Source organism: Phenylobacterium sp. Root1290, assembly GCF_001425305.1.
GTDB lineage: Bacteria > Pseudomonadota > Alphaproteobacteria > Caulobacterales > Caulobacteraceae > Phenylobacterium.
The window spans coordinates 701,040-721,908 of the sequence record NZ_LMEE01000002.1 but is presented as its reverse complement, the minus strand read 5'-3'; the positions used below and the strand labels follow the sequence as shown (position 1 = coordinate 721,908).

The window sequence follows — 20,869 nt, the reverse complement described above, 5'->3', positions numbered from 1 at the left end:
GGAGCCGCCCTGCGAAGTCTGGGAGGGGAAGTGGGGCGGCGCAGGTCGCTGCGCCGCCCCGGAGGGCTAGATGCCGCCTCAGGGGGGAGGTTAGGCGGCTTTCTCGCCTTCGATCAGGTTGGCCGGCGTCGAGGTGGAGATCTCGATCGTGCGGGGCTTCAGAGCCTCGGGCAGCTCACGCTTCAGCGAGATGGAGAGCAGGCCGTCGGCGAGTTTGGCCTCGGTCACCACCACATAGTCGGCAAGCTGGAACCGGCGCTCGAAATTGCGCTCGGCCAGGCCGCGGTGGAGGAACTGGCGCTGGTCGTCGTTGGCGGCCTTGCGGCCCTGGACGGTCAGGAGGTTTTCCTTGACCTCGATGTTGAGTTCTTCCGGACGAAAGCCGGCGACCGCGATCTCGACGCGGTAGGCGTTCTCGTCGGTGCGCTCGATGTTGTAGGGCGGATAGCCGGCCGCGGCGTCGACGCTGGCGGTTTCCAGCAGCGAGGCCAGGCGGTCAAACCCGACGACAGAGCGATAGAGGGGGGAGAAGTCGATCGTACGCATGTGAAAGTACCTTCTTGGCTTAAGCAAGGTTGCGTGGGTCGGACCGCGTGCGAGCCAAGATCGGCCTCGCCTTGTGTCCGGAAGGCCCGGATGCCCAGCGCCTTCGATTGTCTAGGTGGGAGGCGATTTCCCCCGTTCAAGACCTGCCCGGAGCAACAATTTTGCGAAGGTTCGCCAGGTAGTGCTGAAGTCGGCTTGCCAGCGCTGCGCGCGTCTCTAGGCTCCGCCGCGTCCAGGAAACAACCAGAAGGCTCGATGCAGATGTCCCCCCGAATGTTCGCGCTCGCCACCGCCGCGGCGGTCGCCGTTCTCGCCCAGCCCGCTATCGCCTCGGCCGAGGATGCAGCTTTGAAGGCCGCCATCGCCGGGCCGCAGCGCAGCGCCGCCCACGTCGCCCGCGATCCCGCGCGCCATCCCTATGAGAGCCTCGAATTCTGGGGCGTGAAGCCGAAGGCGACGGTCATCGAGATCTCGCCCGGCTCCGGCTATTGGACCGAGATCCTCGCGCCCTACGCCAAGGCCACCGGCGGGACCTATGTCGCCGGCGTCGCCGACCTGGCGAACCCCAAGCTGTCGGACGGCGCCCGCAAGGGCCGCGCCGACTTCGAGGCCAAGTACGCCGACCAGGCCAAGTTCGGCCCCATCACCTATGTCGGCTTTGGTCCTGCGTCGGGCCCGCTCGGCGCGGCCGGCTCGGCCGACGTCGTCATCACCGCTCGCAACGTCCACAACTGGATGGGCCAGCCGGGCATGCTCGACAAGGTGTTCAAGGACTTCCACGACGTGCTGAAGCCCGGCGGCGTGCTTGCGGTCGAGGAGCACCGCTCCGACCCCACCCGCGCCCAGGTTCCTGGCGCGTCCGATGGCTATGTCGCGACCGACTTCGTGATCGCCGCGGCCGAGAAGGCCGGCTTCAAGCTGGCCGCCAAGTCCGAGATCAACGCCAACGCCAAGGACACCAAGGACCATCCGTTCGGCGTCTGGACCCTGCCACCGGTTCGCCGCTCGCCGGCCGCCGACAAGCCTGATCCGAGCTTCGATCGCGCCAAGTACGACGCCATCGGCGAGAGCGACCGAATGACCCTGCGGTTCGTGAAACAGTAGGGCCACGCTTTGACCATCGTCCCGGGTCAGGTAAGCCGCTCGGGACGGTGGTGACTTCGAGATTTTCATGCGGCGTGTTCTTCCGACTTCGGCGGCTTCCTTCTCGCGTCGCGGCGCCTTGATCGGCGCTCTGGCGCTGGCGGCCTGTGGCAGGAAGGGCGAGGCGGAGCCGAAGCCGCCAGCGGCCAAGGCCGCACGGAACATGACGCTGCAGGACGCCGTCGCCGGTGAGTGGCGGCCCGCCGCCGACAAGGCGCGCGATCCCTGGCGCCATCCGGTCGAGACACTTGAATTCTGGGGCCTCAAGCCCGGTCAGACCGTGGTCGAATTCTGGCCCGGCGCCGGCTGGTACACCGACATCCTGGCGCCCTATCTGGCCGCCAACAAAGGCAAGCTGATCGCGGCGAACCTGGAGCCGGCCGACCCGGCGTCGACCGAGATCGTCGAGGCCTACCGCGCTCGCTTGAAGGCCAAGCCGAAGATCTACGGCGACGTCGAGATCACCGCCTTCGGGCCGACCAGCGGACCCGTGGCGCCGGCCGGCGGCGCCGACCTGGTGCTGTTCCTCCGCAACCTGCACAACTGGATGGCCGCCGGCATCGCCGAAAAGGCGTTCCGGGACGCGTTCGCGGCCCTAAAGCCCGGCGGCGTGCTGGGGATCGAGGAGCACCGCGCCGCGCCCGGCGGAGTGCAGGACGTACTGGCCGCCGACGGCTACGTGCAGGAAGCCTATGTCGTCCGTTTGGCGCAGGAAGCCGGCTTCGTCCTCGACAAGACCAGCGAGATCAACGCCAACGCATCCGACACGCGCGACCACCCCTTCGGGGTCTGGACCCTGCCGCCTGTACGGCTGACCGCGCCGCGCGGCGAGCCGGCTGATCCGAATTTCGACCGCGCGCCCTACGACGCCATCGGCGAGAGCGACCGGATGACCCTGCGGCTGGTCAAGCCCGCCAGCTAGAGCTGCTCCTTGTAGCTGGCGATGATCTGCTCGTCCGGCACGGGCACCTTTCCCATGTCGAGCTGGTCGAAGATCATCTCCGCGCCGGAGGGCAGGGCGGTGCGCTCGACCTGCGCCTCGGCTTCCCATAGCCGCGCCCGCATGATCGCCTTGGGGCAATGCAGGAAGGCCTCTTCCACGGCGACCATCACGACCAGCCGCGGCGTCTTGCCGAACTCGACGAATTTGGCGAGCAACTCCGGGTCGGCGGAGGCCGTTGCGCTGCCGTTGACCCGCAGGACGTCGTCGAAGCCGGGGATCATGAACATCAGCCCGATGCGGCCGGGGCCAGACAGCAGGTTGCGGATGGTGTCGAGCCGGTTGTTCCCTGGCCGGTCGGGCAGGTAGAGCGTCTTGCCGTCCTCGCTGACGTGCACGAAGCCTGGTTCGCCGCCGCGGGGCGAGACGTCGATCGCGCCGTCAGAGCCGGCCGAGCTGACGACGCAGAACGGCGAGAGGCCGATGAAGGCGCGGCCGTGCTTCTCGACATGATCCAGCACCTTGTCGAGCACCAGCTTGCCGGGCGGACGATACAGCTCGTCGATGCCCGCGAGATCGAGAGTCTTCATGCCTCTGCTCCCCGTTCTTGTTGAGAGTTGTTCGCAAACATGCGCTTGAACCGGCGCGCTGTCATCCCAAGATGAACGATGTCGCGCCCGGTCCTGTCAGCATGCAGTCACCTGCATGCGGCTAGCTTGCCGCGAACCTGATGCGCTAAAGGCAAGATATGCTCCGTAAAGCCCTGCTCGCCCTGATCCCTGCCGGCCTGCTGCTGGCCGCTCCCGCCGCTGCGCAGGAGCAAACCATCTTGCCTGGATACTGGGACGTGACGAACAAGGTCTCCGCGATCGTCAGCCAGACCAAGACCGAGCGGCGCTGCATCACCCCGTCCGAGGTGTCGAAGTTCGTGATGGGGCCGTCCAATCGCCACTACAAGTGCGACTATCCCACCCGCGTGTTCAAGGACGGCAAGATCCGGCTGAAGGGCGCCTGCGCCACCAAGAACGGCAGCAAGGCGGCCATCGAGGCGACGGGGACCTACTCGCCCACGACCTTCATGATGAACGCCAAGATCAGCACCACCTATGCCGGTGTGCCGCTGAGCGCCAACGCCATCACGACGGCCAAGCGCATCAGCGAGACCTGTCCGGCGGCGGCGCCTGCCGAGGGATAAGGCGCTTAACCACGCCTGCGACGAAATCCCTAGCTGAACCGTTTACTTGGCTCGCGCTTGAGGCGAAGCTGCCCCTCACGACGATGTGAGACGGCGCCCATGACGACGACCCTGGAAGAACTGACCGAGCGCGTGGCTGCAGCTGTGGGCGAGGATTCCGGCCTCGGCAAGACGTTCAAGGTCGATCTGCGGGGCGAGGGCTTCATCCACATCGACGGGGCGGCGGTGACCAACGACGACAAGCCCGCCGACCTGACCATCTCCATCAGCCGCAAGGACCTGAAGGCGCTGGGGGCGGGTGAACTCAACCCCATGACTGCCGTGATCACCGGCCGCCTGAAGGTCTCCGACATGGGCATGGCCATGTCGTTGCAGCCGCAGATGCAGGCCCTGTTCTCCAAGCTGGGATGAGCATGTCGGCCGCGCCCCTGATCTCCACGCCCAGCGCGCCGGTTCCCGCCGGAGGCGAGGCGGCGTGGTTCGAGGGCGCGGGAAAGGCCAAGCTGCGCGCCGCGCTGTTTCCAGCCCGCGGCCAGGTGCGCGGCTCCATCGTGCTCAGCGGCGGCCGCACCGAGCCGATCGAGAAGTATTTCGAGGTCATCGAGGACCTGACCGCGCGCGGCTACGTCGTCCTGGCGCACGACTGGCGCGGGCAGGGCCTGTCGCATCGCGAGCTCGCCGACCGGCTTGCCGGCCACGCGCGCGGCTACGACGCCTTTCTGACCGACTATCGCGCCCTGCTGAGCGCCTACGAGGCGCGGCTGCCCAAGCCCTGGTTCGCGATCGGCCACTCCATGGGCGGCTGCCTGACGCTGCTGGCGCTGGCCCGCGGCGAAGCGGCCCGCTTCCAGGGGGCGGCCCTCTGCGCACCGATGCTCGGCCTGCAGCTTGGCAAGACGTCGCCGACGGCTGCGCGGGTCATGGCGGGCCTCAACGTCCTGCTGGGCCGCGGCGGCGCCATGGCGCGGCCCAGCGGCCCGGCCGAAACCTTCGAGACCAACGTCCTTACGCACGACCGCGCGCGCTACGAGCGCGCCAGGGCCCAGGTCCTGGCCGAGCCGAAGCTGGATCTCGGCGGTCCGACCTGGGGCTGGATCGACTTCGCGCTGAAGGCCACGGGCTACCTGTCCCGCCCCGAGAACTTGAAAAGCGTCACGATTCCAGTCGTCATCGTGTCGGCTGAACAGGATCGGCTCGTCGACAACAATGCGCAGCGTGCGGCCGCCAGAAACCTGCCCCAGGGCGAGTTCATCAGCGTGGCCGGCGCCTACCACGAAATCCTGATGGAGACGGACACAATGCGGAACATCTTCCTGCGTGCGTTGGACGCCTTGCTGGGCAAGTCGGCGCCTGCGCCGGCCGCTCCTGCGGCCAAGCCTGCGGAACCGGCTCCCCAGCCGGTGGTCGCCGCCGCTCCTGCTCCCGCGCCCGCGCCCGCCGTAGAACCCAAGCCGGCGCCCGAACCGGTCGTGGCCGAGGTGAAGCCCCCCGCGCCGAAGCCGGCCGCCAAGCCCAAGGCTGCGCCCAAGCCGAAGGCCGAAGCCAAGCCCGCCGCCAAGCCGAAGGCTCCAGCCGCCAAGGCTGCGCCGAAGGCCGCGCCCGCCGCCAAGGCGGCCAAGCCTGCCGCCGCCAAGCCCGCTGCTGCGAAGCCGCCGGCGAAGGCCGCCGCTCCCAAGGCCGCCGCGGCCCCGAAGGCCTCGCCCAAGCCTGCCGCCGCCAAGAAGCCCGCCGCGCCGAAGGCGGCTGCCGCCAAGGCTACACCGGCGAAGGCTACACCGGCGAAGGCTACACCGGCGAAGGCGGCTCCCGCCAAGGCCGCCGCGAAACCGGCTGCGAAACCGGCCGCCAAGAAGGCGCCGGCGAAGAAGTAGCTATTTCGCCGATCGCTTCAGCGCGACCAGGGCCTCTTCCAGGCAGGCCCGGTCGCCGGCGATGGCGATCTGGCCGCCGTTCTGGCCCACCGGCTGGCCGCGCCAGTTGGTGACCAGACCGCCTGCGCCCTCAATGAGGGGGATGGCGGACTCGATGTCCCAGGACTTCAGTCCCGCCTCGATGACCATGTCCATCTTGCCCATCGCCACCATGGCGTAGGCGTAGGCGTCGCAGCCCAGCCGCGCCAGGCGGGCGGCCGCGCGCACCTGGGTCCAGGCGCCCAGTTCGGCGCCGTCGAAACAGGCCTCAGGGTCGGTGGTGGCGATGACCGCGTCGGTCAGCTTGGGACAGGGGCGGACCTTCAGCGGCGTGGCCTGGCCACGGGCGACCAGTCGCGAGCCGCCGGCATGACCGATGTAGACCTCGTCCAGATAGGGTTGTCCAATGGAGCCCAGGACCGGCCGCCCCTGGTGGCGCAGGCCGATCAGCGTGGTCCACAGCGGCAATCCGGCGATGAAGGCGCGGGTGCCGTCGACGGGATCCAGCACCCAGACGAACTCGGCGTCGGGGCGATCCTCGCCATATTCCTCGCCGATCACGCCATGCTCGGGATAGCGCGCGGCGATCAGCTCGCGGAGGGCCGCCTCCGCGCCTTTGTCGGCGGCGGTGACGGGATCGAAGCCGCGGACTCCGCCCTTGTCCTCCAGGCCGTGGTCGGCGCGGAACAGCGGCAGGATCACCTGCGCCGAGGCGGCGTTGAGTTCGATCAGGAAGGCGTCGAGTTCGGCCAGACGGCCGGCGGGGAGGGCGGGCATGGATCCCGCTTTACCTCGCCGCCGGCGTCCGCGAAATCCCCCTGAGGAAAGCGCGGGGTCGGGCGCAAGCAGACGTCAGGCAGCCTCGTGTTCGCCGTTCAGCGACTTGGCGAGGTCAAGCAGGCGGCGGCGCGGACGCTCGCCGAGCTGATAATAGGCGCGGATCAGGTCCAGGGTTTCCTTGCTGCCCAGGACTTCGCCGCCGGCTTCGCCAGGCCCCTCGCCCAGCGCCTGTTCACGCTGCGCCGCGTCGGCCAGGCCGTCGTAGAAGTAGCCGACCGGCACCTCCAGGGCTTCGGACAGCTGCCACAGGCGCGCCGCCGAAATGCGGTTGGCGCCGCACTCGTACTTCTGGATCTGCTGGAACCGCACGCCGCAGGCGCCGGCCAGTTGCTGTTGGGTCAGGCCCAGCAGCCGGCGCCGACGGCGCAGCCGCTTGCCCAGGTGAACGTCGATATTGCTGCCCATAGGCTCCATCGCCCCCGGTCCCTCTGCTTGACGCCCGTCCCAAAGCGAGACGGCTTGGGCTGAATTTCGCAAGTCGCGCGCCAAGCGAGCGCTGTTCGCGTTGCGCGACAGGGAACGACGCGACTAGTAGAGGGCATGACGCAGGCTAAGGCCCCGGTGGCGCAGGATCTTTTGTGGCGGTTGGAGGCGCTGGCCTTCGACGTGGTGATCGCGTTCGCGCGTATACTGCCGGTCGACTTCGTGTCTGATTTCGGCGCCTGGTTCTTCAAGACGGTCGGGCCTCTGACAAGCGCGCAGAAGGTGGCCGAGACCAACCTGCGCATCGCTTTCCCGCAGGCCTCGGACCGCGAGATCGCCGATCTGCTGCAGGCGCAGTGGGACAACACCGGGCGCACCTTCCTCGAACTGCTGATCATGGACCGCATCATCGGCGCGCCGGGCCGGGTGGAGATCGTCAACGCCCAGCGTTTCGACGAGATCGCCGCGAACCAGGAGCCGGTGGTCTTCGTCTCCGGTCACTTCGCGAACTTCGAGGTGATGCCGGCCGCCATCGTCAATTCGCCGGTGAACTGCCAGATCACCTATCGGGCGATGAACAATCCGCACGTCGAGAAGCGGGTCCGCGACTATCGCTTCCGCTATGGGGTCCGCTACTTCGCGCCCAAGGGCGGGGATGGCGCACGCGAACTGCTGGCGGCGCTCGGTCGGGGCGACTCGGTCGCGCTGATGAACGACCAGAAGTTCAATGGCGGCGTCGCCGCGCCGTTCTTCGGCGTCACCTGCCACACTGCGCCGGGACCTTCGCGGCTGGCGTTGCGGTTCAACACCGTGCTCCAGCCGATGTCGGTGCAGCGGGGACACAAGGCCCGCTTCCGTGTCGTGGTGCACGATCCGATCCATCTTGAGCACACCGGCAATACCGCGTCCGACATCGAGGCGGGGGTCCGCAAGATCAACGCCATGATCGAGACCTGGGTGCGCGAGCGCCCGGCCGAGTGGTTCTGGACCCACAAGCGCTGGCCGAACGAGACCTATCGGCGCGCCCGCTAGGCCCTTGTGCTAGGCGGGCCCAGGCAAGCCGACCATCAGCAGCGGGTTCATGTTCCGCCCGCGCCACTTCAGCCGCCAGCAGAGATGCGGCCCGGTGGCCCGGCCGGTGGCGCCGACGGCGCCGATGCGCTGGCCACGGGCGAGCGACTGGCCGGCCGAGACGTCCACGCTGCTGAGATGCAGGTAGGCCGAGACCAGGCCCTGGCCATGATCGACCATGACCAGCCCGCCCTCGAACAGCATCCCAGGATCGGCCAGCACCACCAGTCCGCCGGCCGGCGCGTTGACGGGCGTGCCGCGCGGCGCCGCCAGATCGATTCCGTAGTGGGGCGGTCGCGGCCGCCCGTCGATGATCCGCTGGCCGCCGAACCGCGCGGTGACGCGAAAGTCCCGCAATGGGGCCGAGAAGCCGCCCCTGAAGTCGTCGCGTTCGGCCACGCTGGCGAACGCCGCGGCCTTGCGGCGGCTCTCATCGGCGATGCGGGCCTCGAGTTCGGGGCTGGCTTGGCCCTGATAGACACGGCGCAGGCCCTTGATGCGCTGGACGTCGTATTCGGCGGGGTCGATTTGCAGCGTACGCGAGACGTCGGGGCCGCGGCCATCGATGCGCACCAGGGCGCGAGGCCCGGCGTCCCGGTCGAAGCCGAGATAGAAGAACCCGTCGTCCGAGGCGCGGGTGACCATCTGCTGGTCGAGATAGACCTTGGCGCGCGGCGCCGTGCGTCCGATCGCGAACCCGCTTTGCTGCATGCGGCCGGTCAGCGCCAGGTCCGCGGCCCGGGCGGGCGCGGCGGCGAGTGCGGCGGAGGCCAGCCCGAGAACCGCCCTCCGGCGGTTCAGCGCATCGTCAGGGATGCATTTCCTTCCACCGCGCCAGCGCTTCGACCGGTGTGGCGTAGGCTTCCTGGAGGGCTGGGTTCCAGTAGCGCAGGGCCTCCACCGGGATCTTCACCTTGGAAACGGCGCAGATCACGTAGCGTCCCGGCTTGAGCACGACGAATTCCCCGTCGCCATAGTGCAGCGAGGCGAGGTCGGAGCCGGTGAGGTCGCGGTCGTAGGCGTTCATGGATTTCTATCTAGCGCGCCGGAAGCGGCGAGAACAGGGCGCCCTGCCAGTTCAGAACAGGTCGCCCTGGTTGGACGGCGGGGCCGGCTTCGGCGCCTTGGCCGGTTTCGGCGCGGCCGCCGGCGTGGGCGTGGGCGCCGCGCTGGGCGCGCCGTCGATCGTCGCCTCGCGGCTCTGATCGGCGAACACCAGGCGTACGCCTTCGCCGCTGGCCAGCGATGCGCCTTCGCGCACCAGCGAGCCGTCGGTCCTGTGAACGCGCGCGAAGCCGCGCTTCAGCGGGGCGCTGGGATCGACGGACGCGTAGAGCTTGGAGAGGCTGCCCAGCCGCTCGGCGGTGCGGTCCAGGCCCCGATCCATCGCCGGCTTCAGGCGCAGCACGAGCCGCGACAGCCTGTCGGCGTGAACCTGCTGCGGGCGCAGCAACAGGCTCGGCGACAGGCGCGACGAGACCCGGACCAGGTCGGTGTGGTGCGCCGCGACGTTGCGCGACAGTCCCGCGCCCAGCCGGCTGGAGGCCAGGTTGAAGCGCTGGGCGGCCATCTCGACCAGGTCGGGAACGCGCGCCAGCGCTCTGCCGGCGTGCTCGACCCGGCCGCGACGGTCCTCCACCGTGCGGCCGCCGCAGCGATGCAGCCGGGCCGACAGATCGCCGATATAGGCCTTCAATTCGGCCAGCACGGGGGTCGCCATTTCCGCCGCAGCGGTCGGGGTCGGCGCACGGCGGTCGGAAACGAAGTCGATCAGGGTGGTGTCGGTCTCGTGCCCGACGGCGGAGATCAGCGGGATGGTCCCGGCCGCGACTGTCCGGGCCAGGTTCTCGTCGTTGAAGGCCCAGAGGTCTTCCACCGAGCCGCCGCCCCGCGCGACGATCAGGATGTCCGGGCGCGGCACGGGACCGTCGGCCGGCATGGCGTTGAAGCGGGCGATGGCGTTGGCGACCTGCCCGGCTGCGGCGTCTCCCTGGACGACCACGGGCCAGACGATCACGCGACAGGGCCAGCGGTCGCGGATGCGGTGCAGGATGTCGCGGATCACCGCGCCGGTCGGGCTGGTGATCACCCCGACCACGGCGGGCATGGTCGGCAGGGGCTGCTTGCGGGCCTGATCGAACAGGCCCTCGCCATGCAGCTTGGCCTTCAGGCGTTCCAGCTGGGCCAGCAGCGCGCCGACTCCCGCCGCCTCCATGGTCTCGATGACCATCTGGTAGCGCGAGCCCGCCGGGTAGGTGGTGATCTTGCCGGTCACCACGACCTCCATCCCCTGCTGGGGACGGATCGACAGGTTCTTGACCGAACCTTTCCAGACCACGCCGTCGATGGCGGCGCGCTCGTCCTTGATGGTCAGGTAGACGTGGCCGTTGGAGTGGTGGGTGACCTTCGACAACTCGCCGCGCAGGCGGACGAAGCCGTAAGCGTCCTCGAGCGTGCGCTTCAGCGCGAAAGCCAGTTCCGAGACCGAATAGGCCTTGGCGTTGCTGTCGGTGTCGGGCGCGACGTCGGTCATGGGGCAGACATAGCGGCGAGCGTCGCCAAAAAGAAGTTCGGGCGCGCCCGACGGCGGCTAGCCATCATCGGACGCGTCCCGAACCCATCCCCCCGGATTAGATGTACCGGCGCAGCGAGCGGGCCAGTTCGTTGGCGCCGCCGCGCTTCTTGGTCTGCACCGGCTGGTAGGCCACGCGAGCGTGCTCCATGCAGTACGGACCATCGTCCTGGCGGCGGCCGCAGAAGGTGAAGCTGTCGCTCGACGGATCGCCGATCGGCCACTTGCACATGTGCGCGCCCAGGGTCAGCACGGTGGCCGTGCCCGGCGCTTCGTCGATGTAGCGCACCGGCGACGGGGCCGGGGTCGGCGCCGCAGCGACGGCGGTCGGTTCGGCGATCCGGCGCGGCGCGGCCGGAGCCGCCGCGGCCGGACGGGCCGGACGCGGCGGCTTGAAGGCCGGGCGCGCCGGCTTCGACGGAGCCGCGCGTCCCGACAGGCCCAGGCGATGGACCTTGCCGATAACGGCGTTGCGGGTCACCCCGCCCAATTGTTTTGCGATCTGGCTGGCCGAGAGGCCGTCTTGCCAGAGCTTCTTCAGGCTCTCGACGCGTTCGTCAGTCCAACCCATGTCTGGCTCCACCCGCTTGCACGCCCCCAGCGCCGCCCCCGCGGGTGGCTGGGATCTACATCTTGTGGCAGTCCGAGATCTGACCGCCATCAACTACTAGATATCGTAACCGATCCATTAATGGCCACAATAGGCGCCCTTCGCTTCGTCCACAGAAACTAGATGTTGATTCTGTCCACAGGGTTCGCCTCTCAGGCGGCGCTGTGACGCGCGCTTGCGATCTGGGAAAAGCGGGCGCACATCCTGGGCCATGAAGGACATGCCAGCCGCCGACACCGTCATTCCCCCGCAGCCCCGGAACTATCACGGGTTCAACTGGGCGGGGTTCGGAACCCTCTATACCCGCGAGGTCCGACGCTTCTGGAAGGTCGGGATGCAGACCCTGGCCGCTCCGGTGGTCACGGCGCTGCTCTACATGATGGTCTTTGTCGTGGCCGTGCAGGGCGCGGCCCCGCCGATCCACGGCACGCCCTTCGCGGTGTTCGTGGCGCCGGGCCTGATCATGATGCAGATCCTCAACAACGCCTTCGCCAACTCGTCCTCGTCGTTGCTGCAGGCCAAGTTCAACGGCCTGGTCGGCGACTTCATGACCCCGCCGCTGACCCCGGTCGAGCAGGTGCTGGCCTTCGCGCTGGGCGCGGCGACGCGCGGCGTGGTGGTTGGCGCGGTCACGTATGCGGCGATCCTGCCCTTCGCCGCATTGCCGATCACCCACCTCTGGGCCGTGCTCTACTTCGGGATCAGCGCGGCGTTGATCCTCGGCATGCTGGGCATCATGGCTGGGCTTTGGGCCGAGAAATTCGACCACATGGCCGTGGTGACCAACTTCATCATCATGCCCCTGACCTTCCTATCGGGGACCTTCTACCTGGTCGACCGACTGCCCGAGCCGTTCCGCACCGCCAGCCACTACAACCCGTTCTTCTATCTGATCGACGGCTTCCGCTATGGCTTCATCGGCCACGCGGAGGGGTCGCTGCTGGCGGGCATGGGCATGACGGCTGGCCTGGTCGCAGCCTTCGCGTTCATGTGCCTCTGGATGTTCGAGACCGGCTACAAGCTGAAGACCTGAGCCGCCGGCCAGCGCCGCGCTCCAAAAGCCCTCCCCGCCCGGGAGGGCTTTTTCGTGTTGCACCATCTATATTGATGTAATACGAACTATCATCATGTTAGAGGTGAGAACATATAATTCACGGCTGCGTCAGGAGCAGGCCGAGGCCACGCGGGAGCGGATCTTGGCGGCCATGGCCGACCTGTTGCAGACCGAGGGGCGGGTGGAATTGGTGACCAACCGCGCCGTCGCCGCTGCGGCCGGCGTGACCGAGGTGACCGTCTATCGCCACTTCCCCAGCCGCGATCTGCTGATGCGCGGGCTTTGGGAGTGGCTGAACCGGCGCAACGGCGTGACGGTGGGCATGCCCGAGAGCGCCGACGACATCTCTGCCAAGCTTCCGGCCCTATATGCGACCTTCGACGCCGCGCCGGCGCACATCGTTGCTGCGGTCACCAGCCAGCAGGGCCGGGAGATGCGCGAGAGCCTGAATGAACCGCGCCGCGCGGCGTTCCTGGCGGCCGTGGCCGAAGCCGCGCCCGACCTGCCTGCCGATGAGCAGGAGAAGGCGGCCGGCATGCTGCAACTGATTTACTCGGCCTATGGCTGGATTTCGCTGCGCGAGCAGTGGGACGTCACCGGCGAGCGCGCCGCCGACGCGGGCGCCTGGGCGGTCGAGACCCTGCTCGCCGATCTTCGCCGCCGTGGCGCGGCGCCTCTCAAGCCCGCCAAAGGCGGGACAACCCGGAGCAAGCCATGATCGCTCATTTCTCCATTCCGGCCCGCGACACCCGAGCCACGGCCGAACTGTTCGGCAAGATCATCGACGGCGAGGTGATGCCCTTTCCCGTCGTGCCGGGCGCCTGGGTCGCCATCGCCCGCGACGGGTCCGGCGTCGGTGTCGAGGTCGTACCTGCGGCCACCGCCCATCATCTGGGCAGCGGCGATCGCGACCCGGCCCGCTCGGCCCAGGGGCCGGAAACGATGCCCTGGGAAACCCAGATCCGTCAGGATGGCGACGATCGCTCCGCCAGCGGCCTGCACGTGGCGGTGACGACGGCGCTGAGCGCGGCTGAGATCATCGAACTGGGCCGCGCCGCAGGCTGGCGCGCCGTCCACTGCGATCGGGGCGGGGTGTTCGACCTGGTCGAGCTGTGGGTCGACAACCGCGTCCTGGTCGAGGTGCTGCCGCCCGAGGGCACGGCGCGTTACCTCGCCTTCTACAATCCCCAGGTCGCGGGCCAGATGTTCGCCGGCCCGCCGCCCGTCTGAGCTAGTTCTGCGGAACGGCTACGGCGATCATCTCGACGTGGGTCGGAGCGCCGCGGGTGATCACCGGCGTGTGGGTGTCGGTGATGAAACGCAGCTTGCCGTCGACCTCGATCCGCGCCGAGACCGTGTAGGTGTGGTTCTCGACGATCTTCGCCGGATCGAAGTTCAGCGTGAATTTGTAGGGCGGCGATCCGCCGGTCAGCACCTGGGTGTCGATCACCTTGGCCGGGGCATCCATCAGCGAGGTGTCGGCCAGGGTCACCGTCACGGTCGCGGTCGGCGGCAGCATGATCCGCTCGCGATAGATCACCGACCCTGTGATCTGGGCCTTTGCGGCGGTCGGCGGTTCCATCGAGGCGCATCCGGCGAGGGTCAGGGCGACGAGCGGGGCGAGGGCGTAAATCGGCTTCATCTGGTGCTCCTCGGGGACAAACGTGGCCAAACATGGACCCGCGTAGACGTGCGGTCCACGAAGCTTCACAGAACCGGTCATTGACAGACCGCCGTTCCCAGCGGAAAACGCCAAGCCTTCCAGTCCCCGCCGCCGTGGCCGCGGGGACGCTTATGTTTTCGGAGGGCAATCCCCGTGACTGAAAAGACCGCGCAGCAAGCCGCGACCGTTCCCAGCGACCACATCATGGGCGTCTACAACCGCGCTCCGCTGGCGTTCGAACGAGGCGAGGGCGCGCGCCTGTTCACCACGGACGGTGACGCCTATCTCGACTGCATGGCCGGCATCGCGGTGAACGCGCTGGGCCACGCGAACCCGAAACTGGTTCAGGCGGTCAAGGACCAGGCCGAGAAGCTCTGGCACGTCTCGAACGTCTTCCAGATCCCGGGCCAGGAAAAGCTGGCCAAGATGCTGACCGACCTCACCGGCCTGGACGAGGTGTTCTTCACCAACTCCGGCGCCGAGGCGATCGAGTGCGCGATCAAGACCGCGCGCAAGTATCACTGGGCCAAGGGCGCGCCTGAGCGCATCGACATCATCGGCTTCGACGGCTCGTTCCACGGCCGTACGCTGGCGGCCGTCAACGCCTCGGGCAACGCCGCCTACCTCGAGGGCTTCGGCCCGCGCATGCCCGGCTTCGTGCAGCTGCCGTTCGGCGACATGGAGGCCCTGAAGGCCGCCGTCGGCCCGACCACCGCGGCGATCATCGTCGAGCCGGTGCAGGGCGAGGGCGGGGCGCGCGCCCTGACCGAGCAGCAGCTCCAGCAGATGCGCCAGCTCTGCGACGAGACCGGCACGCTGCTGATCCTCGACGAGATCCAGTGCGGCCTGGGCCGCACCGGCAAGCTGTTCGCCTGGGAATGGGCGCAGGACGTGAAGCCGGACATCGTGGCCCTGGCCAAGGCCCTGGGCGGCGGCTTCCCGATCGGCGCCTGCGTGACCTCGGCCGCGGCCGGCGCCGGCATGACCGTCGGTTCGCACGGCTCGACCTACGGCGGCAACCCGCTGGCCATGGCCGTCGGCCTGGCCTCGATGGAGGAGCTGTCCAAGCCCGAGCTGATGGACCATGTCCGCGAGCTGGCCGGCTATTTCACCCAGCAGTTCAACGGCCTCAAGGACCGCTATCCGGACGTCGTGCTCGACATCCGCGGCAAGGGCCTGCTGATCGGCCTGAAGCTCGCCACCAACAACCGCGAGTTCATGCAGCATGCCCGCGACCAGCATCTGCTGGTGGCCGGCGGCGGCGACAACTGCGTGCGTCTGCTTCCGCCGCTGAACCTGACCATCGAGGAAGCTCGCGAGGCCGTCGAAAAGCTCGAACGCGCCTGCGAAGTCGCCCGCGCCAAGGCCAAGTCCGCCGCCTGACCCCCATTCCACCGCTCATTCCCGCGAAGGCGGGAACCCAAGCCGACTCCCAAGCCCATCGCCTCGGCGTTGCAGCTTGGGTCCCCGCCTTCGCGGGGATGAGCGGGTTTAGGATCGCAACATGACCCAACCTGTCAGACACTTTGTCGACCTCTGGAAGATCGAAGCTTCCGACCTGCGCGCCATTCTTGACGACGCCAAGGCCCGCAAGGCCGCGCGCCGCGGCTGGACCCAGGGCCGTCTCGACGCCGACGCCCCCGCCCGCGAGCGGACCCTGGCGATGATCTTTCAGAAGAACTCGACCCGCACCCGCTTCTCGTTCGACGCCGCGATGCGCCAGCTGGGCGGCGACGTGATCATCTCCACGGCCAACGACATGCAGCTTGGCCGCGGGGAGACGATCGAGGACACCGCCAAGGTGCTCTCGCGCATGGTCGATGCGATCATGCTGCGCGCCAACAGCCACGATGACGTCGAGCGGCTGGCCTACGCCTCCACCGTGCCGGTCATCAACGGCCTGTCGGACAAGGGCCACCCCTGCCAGATCATCGCCGACCTGATGACCTTCGAGGAACATCGCGGCCCGCTGGCCGGTCGGACGATCGCCTGGGTCGGCGACGGCAACAACGTCTGCTCCAGCTTCATCCACGCCGCGCCCAAGCTCGGCTTCAAGCTGAACATCGCCAGCCCGGCGCTCTATCACCCTGACCTGATGGATCTGGCTCGCGCCGCCGATCTGCAGGGCCAGGTGTTCACCACCGATGATCCGCGCGAGGCGGTGCGCGGCGCCGACTGCGTGATCACCGACACCTGGGTGTCGATGGGCGACACCGACCACGACGAGCGCATGGAGGCCCTGGAGCCCTATCAGGTCGACGGCGACCTGATGTCTCTGGCCGCCAAGGACGGCGTCTTCCTGCACTGCCTGCCGGCTCACCGTGGCGAGGAAGTCACCGACGATGTCATCGACGGCCCGCAATCGCTGATCTGGGACGAGGCGGAGAACCGCATCCATGCTCAGAAGTCGATCCTCGCCTGGTGCTTCGGCGCGATCTGAAGCCGCGTCATCGGGAGGCGGGCGCTGAAGCTCGCAACTTCGGTTTCGCCTCCCTATATGCCGCCACCATGTCCGACACCGTCATGAACGCCATCCCCGACAACATCGTCGCCCCGTTCCAGATCGAGGGCGAAGCCGTGCGCGGCCGCCTTGTCCGCCTCGGCGACGCCGTCGATCAGATCCTCACCGGCCACGCCTATCCCGAGCCGGTCGCGAACCTGCTCGGTGAGGCCTGCGCGCTGGCCGCCCTGGTGGGGTCCAGCCTGAAGTTCGACGGCCGGCTCATCGTCCAGGCCCAGGGCGACGGCCCGGTGCGCTATGTGGTCGTCGACTACGACACCTCGGGCGCTTTGCGCGGCTATTGCCGGTTCGACGAGGAAGAGGTCGCCAAGCTGACCACCGGCTTTGCACGCCCCGGCGCCAAGAGCCTGCTGGGCGGCGGCGTGTTCATCATGACCGTCGACCAGGGTCCTGACATGGATCGCTATCAGGGCGTGACCGCCATCGAGGGCGAGACGCTGGCCCTGTGCGCTGAACAGTATTTCGCCCAGTCCGAACAGACCCCGACCCGCGTCCGGCTGGCGGTCGGCCAGGCCGATGTCGGTCAGGGGCCGCACTGGCGCGCCGGCGGCATGCTGATCCAGAACATCGCCGAGGATGACGCCCGCGGCTCGACCGCCGAACCGTGGGTGCGCAGCCAGGCCTTCTTCGAGACCATCGGCGAGGACGAACTGCTCGATCCGACGATCTCGGCCGAGACGCTGCTGTTCCGCCTGTTCCACGAGGACGGCGTGCGGGTCTTCGAGCCGAAGGTGTTGCAGGCCTTCTGCCGTTGCTCGCAGGAGCGGATTGAGACGGTCCTGAAGTCGTTCGGCGGGGAAGAGCGCGCCGACATGGTCGAGGATGACGGCCAGATCCGCGTCACCTGCGAGTACTGCTCGACGACCTACGCCATCGACCCGGGCACGCTCTAGCTCTCCGCCGTCGTTCATAGCTGTCCCGGTCTTCGGCTGCGCCGAAACCGGGATGACGCCTTCGCCTTCTGACGCGACTATGGCGACATGCAAGACGCTGACACCGAGTTTGAGGAACTGGCCGAGCTCACCGGCGCGCTGCTGGGGGCGCTGGAGGCGCTCGCCTTCATCGCTCGGCGACTGAACCCGCCCGACCTGCCCGGACTGCTGGCCGCAGTCGGCGCGCCGGAGGAGGCGCTGCGCGGTCCGCTGCAGCGGATGGGCCATTGGCGGGGGCAGATCCTCGCCCTGCGTGAGCCGCTGGAGGAAGCCGGACTCGCCGTCCTCTCCGGGTTTGAGGAGCTGCGCGCCGGCGTGGCGGCGGGCGATGTGATCCAGGCCTTCCGGGGACTGCGCCACGGGCCGCGGGCGCAAGAGGCGCTCTATCCTCTCGCGGGTCTCCTGCCGCCGGTGAACCGCTACTTCCTCGAACCTGCGATGCGCGGCGACGCGGCGTTGCAGGCGCGCTTCCATACGCCCGCGCCGCATACCGGGGTCATGCACGCCGGCGGCGAGCCCGGCGCGCGGGGCGCCTTCTCCCTCTATGTGCCCGAGTACTACTCCGCGGACCGCGCCTGGCCCCTGGTGGTGGCGCTGCACGGCGGCTCGGGCAACGGCCGCGCCTTCCTTTGGAGCTGGCTGCGGGCCGCCCGCAGCCGCGGCGCGATCGTGGTCGCGCCCACCGCCGCCGGCGAGACCTGGGCGCTCTCGGGGCCGGATTTCGACACCCCCAACCTGGCGCACATCGTCTCCGAGATCGGGGCGCGGTGGAATTTGGACCGTGGCCGCCTGCTGCTCACCGGCATGAGCGACGGTGGCACCTTCAGCTATGTCAGCGGGCTAGAGCCGCGCTCGCCGTTCACGCATCTGGCGCCCGTGGCCGCGGCTTTCCACCCGATGCTGGCCCAGGCGGCCTACGGCGACCGCCTGCATGGACTGCCGATCCAGGTCGTGCATGGCGCGCTCGACTGGATGTTCCCGGTCGATATGGCGCGCGACGCCGTCCAGGCGTTGCAAGACGCCGGCGCCGAGGTCGCCTACCGGGAGATCAAGGACCTCGCCCACACATATCCGGTGGAAATGAGCGGCGAGATCCTCGACTGGCTTGAGCTTAGGCCGCGTCCAGCGCGCGGTTGACGTCGCGGGTCAGGTCGCCGGGGCCTTCGAGGCCGACGCTCATCCGCACCCAGCCCTCAGTCAGGCCGATTTCCAGCCGCTCGGCTTCCGGCATCGAGCGATGGGTGGTGGTGCAGGGGTGCGTGGCCATCGACTTGGCGTCGCCCAGGTTATTGGAGATGTCGACGATCTCCAGCGTGTCCAGGAATCGCCAGGCCGCCTCGCGGCTGCCCAGGTCGAAGGCCACGACATTTCCGCCGCCGGTCATCTGGTTGGCGATGATCGCCGCCTGCGGGTGATCTGGGCGGGTCGGATAGAGCACCTTCTTGGCCTTCGAGTGCGCGGCGATCACGTCGGCGATCTTGGCGGCGTTCTGGGCCTGCCGGGTGACGCGCAGCTCCAGCGTCTCCAGGCCCTTCAGCAGCACCCAGGCGTTGAACGGCGACAGCGCCGGGCCGGTGTGGCGCAGGATGTCCTTGTAGGACTCGGTCATCAGCTGCTCGGCGCCCAGGATCGCGCCGCCCAGCACCCGGCCTTGGCCGTCGATGTGCTTGGTCGCCGAATAGACGACGATGTCGGCGCCCAGGGCCAGCGGCTTCTGGAAGACCGGCGTGGCGAACACGTTGTCGACCACCAGCTTGGCGCCGGCCGCATGCGCGATCTCGGCCACGGCGCCGATGGCGGTCACTTCCAGCAGCGGGTTGGCAGGGCTCTCGACCAGGAAGGCCTTGGTGTTGGGGCGTACCGCGTTTTTCCAGGCGTCCAGGTCGGTGGCGTCCACATAGGTCACCTCGACCCCGAAACGCGGCATCCACTCCGACAGGATCCAGCGGCACGATCCGAACAGCGCGCGGCCCGCGACGATGTGGTCGCCGGCCCGCACCAGGCCCTGCAGCGCCACATGCACCGCGGCCATGCCCGAGGCGGTGGCGCGGCAGACCTCGGCGCCTTCCAGCAGCGCCAGGCGGTCCTCGAACATCTGCGTCGTCGGGTTGCCGAAGCGCTGGTAGATGAAGCCCGGCTCCTCGCCGGAGAAGCGCTTGTCGGCCGCGCCGGCGCTCTCGTAGGAAAAGCTCTGGGTCAGGAACAGGGCCTCGGAGATCTCTCCGTAGGGCGTACGCGCCAGGCCGCCGCGCACCAGCTTGGTCTCGAGCTCCCAGTCGCGCGTGTCTTCGGCCATGGTGGTTCCTTTCAGCTTGGGCAGGGCGTTCTAAACCCCGGCCCCGGCCTCCGCCACCAGTGAAAATCTGCCGCAGCTTGCAGCGGAAGCGGGCGTCGAGCCTTGCCAGACTCGGGGCGGACGGCGAGTGTCGCGGCGATGAACGACGCCCCCGGCATCTTGCCCTCCCAATCCATCGAAGACCTGATCGCCGCGGGCGCCATCACGTCCTCCCGCGCTTTCGACAAGGACCAGGTCCAGCCGGCCAGCCTCGACCTGCGGCTTGGCGCGCGCGCCTGGCGGGTGCGGGCCTCGTTCCTGCCCGGGCTTGGCCGCACCGTGCCTCAGCGCATCGAGGACGTGGCCATGCACGAGCTCGACCTGACCAAGGGCGCCGTGCTGGAGCGGGGCTGCGTCTACATCGCCGAGCTGCAGGAAGCGCTGGCCCTGCCCAAGGGCATCTCGGCCCGCGCCAACCCGAAGAGCTCGACGGGCCGCGTCGACGTGTTCGTGCGGCTGCTGACCAACAATTCCGTCGCCTTTGACGATGTGTCCGAGGGCTACACCGGCCCGACCTACATCGAGATCGCGCCGCAGACCTTCTCGATTCTGGTGCGCACCTCCACGCGCCTGAACCAGCTGCGCCTCAAGCGCGGCGAGCCGCCGAAGCTCTCGATCCGCAGCGTCGGCGTCGATCTCACCGACGGCATCGCCGGGTTCCGCGCTCGCCGCCATGCCGGCGTCGTCGATATGGATCATGTGGACGGCCACGATCCCAAGGACTTCTGGGAGCCGCTGATCCCGCGTCGCGGAGAGCTCCTGCTTGATCCGGGCGAGTTCTACATCCTGGCCTCGAAGGAAGCCGTGGAGATCCCGGTCATGCAAGCGGCCGAGATGACCCCGATCGATCCGTCTGTCGGCGAGTTCCGCGTCCACTACGCCGGCTTTTTCGACCCCGGCTTCGGCACGGAGGAGGCCGGCGGCGTAGGCTCGCGCGGCGTGCTCGAGGTCCGCAGTCACGAGACCCCCTTCCTGCTCGAGGACGGCCAGACCGTCGCTCGGCTGGTTTATGAGCCGCTGACCGCTAAACCTGCCCGTCTCTACGGCGACAATGGCTCACACTATCAACGTCAGGGCCTCAAGCTCTCGAAGCATTTCCGGGTCTGGAGCTAAG

General features: G+C 68.5%; 24 protein-coding genes. 14 read left to right on the top strand and 10 right to left on the bottom strand.

The window, feature by feature from the left end:
• Positions 1–90 precede the first annotated feature (90 nt).
• On the bottom strand, positions 91–546 hold the full coding sequence (locus tag ASC79_RS13015) for an Hsp20 family protein (RefSeq protein WP_056016925.1): 456 nt from the start codon (positions 544–546) through the stop codon (positions 91–93).
• Between the two features lie 255 nt (positions 547–801).
• On the opposite strand from ASC79_RS13015, the gene ASC79_RS13010 reads away from it, so the two are divergent.
• Together ASC79_RS13010 and ASC79_RS13005 are read left to right on the top strand one after the other, a co-directional pair.
• Positions 802–1,650: a class I SAM-dependent methyltransferase gene (locus tag ASC79_RS13010; RefSeq protein WP_369817259.1), complete on the top strand. Its 849-nt coding sequence runs from the start codon at positions 802–804 to the stop codon at positions 1,648–1,650.
• A 67-nt stretch (positions 1,651–1,717) separates the two neighbouring features.
• Positions 1,718–2,611, top strand: coding sequence for a class I SAM-dependent methyltransferase (locus tag ASC79_RS13005; protein ID WP_056016923.1), 894 nt, complete (start codon positions 1,718–1,720; stop codon positions 2,609–2,611).
• On the opposite strand, the gene ASC79_RS13000 is transcribed toward ASC79_RS13005, so the two are convergent.
• A complete protein-coding gene (locus ASC79_RS13000) occupies positions 2,608–3,219 on the bottom strand; it encodes an MSMEG_1061 family FMN-dependent PPOX-type flavoprotein (RefSeq protein ID WP_056016920.1) in 612 nt (203 codons plus the stop codon). The two genes, ASC79_RS13005 and ASC79_RS13000, sit on opposite strands and share 4 nt — an antisense overlap.
• A 158-nt stretch (positions 3,220–3,377) precedes the next feature.
• On the opposite strand from ASC79_RS13000, the gene ASC79_RS12995 reads away from it, so the two are divergent.
• The 3 genes from ASC79_RS12995 (at position 3,378) to ASC79_RS12985 (ending at position 5,695) form a co-directional block, all read left to right on the top strand.
• Positions 3,378–3,824, top strand: coding sequence for a DUF3617 family protein (locus ASC79_RS12995; RefSeq protein ID WP_056016917.1), 447 nt, complete (start codon positions 3,378–3,380; stop codon positions 3,822–3,824).
• 99 nt (positions 3,825–3,923) lie between these two features.
• Positions 3,924–4,235 carry an SCP2 sterol-binding domain-containing protein gene (locus tag ASC79_RS12990; protein WP_056016914.1) on the top strand — a complete coding sequence of 104 codons (312 nt, stop codon included), beginning with the start codon at positions 3,924–3,926 and terminating at the stop codon, positions 4,233–4,235.
• 2 nt (positions 4,236–4,237) lie between these two features.
• Positions 4,238–5,695 carry an alpha/beta fold hydrolase gene (locus ASC79_RS12985; protein WP_200937185.1) on the top strand — a complete coding sequence of 486 codons (1,458 nt, stop codon included), beginning with the start codon at positions 4,238–4,240 and terminating at the stop codon, positions 5,693–5,695.
• Here the strand turns inward: ASC79_RS12985 and hisN are convergent, their stop codons facing one another.
• Complete coding sequence (gene hisN, locus ASC79_RS12975; RefSeq protein WP_056016908.1) at positions 5,696–6,511, bottom strand: histidinol-phosphatase; 816 nt, start codon at positions 6,509–6,511, stop codon at positions 5,696–5,698.
• Positions 6,512–6,586: 75 nt separating this feature from the next.
• Positions 6,587–6,988, bottom strand: coding sequence for a helix-turn-helix domain-containing protein (locus tag ASC79_RS12970; RefSeq protein ID WP_056016904.1), 402 nt, complete (start codon positions 6,986–6,988; stop codon positions 6,587–6,589).
• Between the two features lie 126 nt (positions 6,989–7,114).
• On the opposite strand from ASC79_RS12970, the gene ASC79_RS12965 reads away from it, so the two are divergent.
• Positions 7,115–8,029, top strand: coding sequence for a lysophospholipid acyltransferase family protein (locus tag ASC79_RS12965; RefSeq protein WP_056016901.1), 915 nt, complete (start codon positions 7,115–7,117; stop codon positions 8,027–8,029).
• A gap of 9 nt (positions 8,030–8,038) precedes the next feature.
• Here ASC79_RS12965 and ASC79_RS12960 read toward each other — a convergent pair whose 3' ends face one another.
• The 4 genes from ASC79_RS12960 to ASC79_RS12945 all read right to left on the bottom strand — a co-directional run bounded on the left by ASC79_RS12960 (position 8,039) and on the right by ASC79_RS12945 (position 11,211).
• Positions 8,039–8,779: a M23 family metallopeptidase gene (locus tag ASC79_RS12960; RefSeq protein WP_082532096.1), complete on the bottom strand. Its 741-nt coding sequence runs from the start codon at positions 8,777–8,779 to the stop codon at positions 8,039–8,041.
• A 97-nt stretch (positions 8,780–8,876) separates the two neighbouring features.
• Positions 8,877–9,095, bottom strand: coding sequence for a DUF2093 domain-containing protein (locus ASC79_RS12955; protein ID WP_056016895.1), 219 nt, complete (start codon positions 9,093–9,095; stop codon positions 8,877–8,879).
• A gap of 51 nt (positions 9,096–9,146) precedes the next feature.
• Positions 9,147–10,601 carry an exodeoxyribonuclease VII large subunit gene (gene xseA, locus ASC79_RS12950; RefSeq protein ID WP_056016892.1) on the bottom strand — a complete coding sequence of 485 codons (1,455 nt, stop codon included), beginning with the start codon at positions 10,599–10,601 and terminating at the stop codon, positions 9,147–9,149.
• A 97-nt stretch (positions 10,602–10,698) separates the two neighbouring features.
• Positions 10,699–11,211: a GcrA family cell cycle regulator gene (locus ASC79_RS12945; RefSeq protein ID WP_056016889.1), complete on the bottom strand. Its 513-nt coding sequence runs from the start codon at positions 11,209–11,211 to the stop codon at positions 10,699–10,701.
• Positions 11,212–11,461: 250 nt separating this feature from the next.
• Between ASC79_RS12945 and ASC79_RS12940 the strand changes: the two genes are divergently transcribed.
• The 3 genes from ASC79_RS12940 to ASC79_RS12930 all read left to right on the top strand — a co-directional run bounded on the left by ASC79_RS12940 (position 11,462) and on the right by ASC79_RS12930 (position 13,534).
• Positions 11,462–12,283 carry an ABC transporter permease gene (locus ASC79_RS12940; protein WP_056016886.1) on the top strand — a complete coding sequence of 274 codons (822 nt, stop codon included), beginning with the start codon at positions 11,462–11,464 and terminating at the stop codon, positions 12,281–12,283.
• 94 nt (positions 12,284–12,377) lie between these two features.
• The gene (locus ASC79_RS12935) at positions 12,378–13,022 is read left to right on the top strand and encodes a TetR/AcrR family transcriptional regulator (protein ID WP_056016883.1); all 645 of its coding nucleotides are present in this window, start codon (positions 12,378–12,380) and stop codon (positions 13,020–13,022) included.
• Positions 13,019–13,534, top strand: coding sequence for a hypothetical protein (locus ASC79_RS12930; RefSeq protein WP_056016878.1), 516 nt, complete (start codon positions 13,019–13,021; stop codon positions 13,532–13,534). Before ASC79_RS12935 ends, ASC79_RS12930 begins: the two co-directional genes overlap by 4 nt.
• A 1-nt stretch (position 13,535) precedes the next feature.
• On the opposite strand, the gene ASC79_RS12925 is transcribed toward ASC79_RS12930, so the two are convergent.
• A complete protein-coding gene (locus ASC79_RS12925; protein WP_056016871.1) occupies positions 13,536–13,946 on the bottom strand; it encodes a YbaY family lipoprotein in 411 nt (136 codons plus the stop codon).
• Between the two features lie 225 nt (positions 13,947–14,171).
• Between ASC79_RS12925 and ASC79_RS12920 the strand changes: the two genes are divergently transcribed.
• From ASC79_RS12920 to ASC79_RS12905, 4 genes are all read left to right on the top strand, one after another.
• Complete coding sequence (locus ASC79_RS12920) at positions 14,172–15,350, top strand: aspartate aminotransferase family protein (RefSeq protein WP_056017952.1); 1,179 nt, start codon at positions 14,172–14,174, stop codon at positions 15,348–15,350.
• 121 nt (positions 15,351–15,471) lie between these two features.
• Positions 15,472–16,407 (top strand): ornithine carbamoyltransferase, encoded by a 936-nt coding sequence (gene argF, locus ASC79_RS12915; protein WP_056016868.1) that lies wholly within the window; start codon positions 15,472–15,474, stop codon positions 16,405–16,407.
• Positions 16,408–16,475: 68 nt separating this feature from the next.
• Entirely contained in the window at positions 16,476–17,381 is a 906-nt protein-coding gene (locus tag ASC79_RS12910; RefSeq protein WP_056017950.1) for an Hsp33 family molecular chaperone, read from the top strand.
• A gap of 87 nt (positions 17,382–17,468) precedes the next feature.
• Entirely contained in the window at positions 17,469–18,557 is a 1,089-nt protein-coding gene (locus ASC79_RS12905) for a phospholipase (RefSeq protein WP_056016865.1), read from the top strand.
• Here the strand turns inward: ASC79_RS12905 and metZ are convergent.
• The gene (gene metZ, locus ASC79_RS12900) at positions 18,532–19,716 is read right to left on the bottom strand and encodes an O-succinylhomoserine sulfhydrylase (RefSeq protein WP_056016862.1); all 1,185 of its coding nucleotides are present in this window, start codon (positions 19,714–19,716) and stop codon (positions 18,532–18,534) included. The two genes, ASC79_RS12905 and metZ, sit on opposite strands and share 26 nt — an antisense overlap.
• Positions 19,717–19,854: 138 nt before the next feature.
• Between metZ and ASC79_RS12895 the strand changes: the two genes are divergently transcribed.
• Positions 19,855–20,868 carry a 2'-deoxycytidine 5'-triphosphate deaminase gene (locus ASC79_RS12895; RefSeq protein ID WP_056016859.1) on the top strand — a complete coding sequence of 338 codons (1,014 nt, stop codon included), beginning with the start codon at positions 19,855–19,857 and terminating at the stop codon, positions 20,866–20,868.
• The last annotated feature ends 1 nt before the right edge of the window (position 20,869 follow it).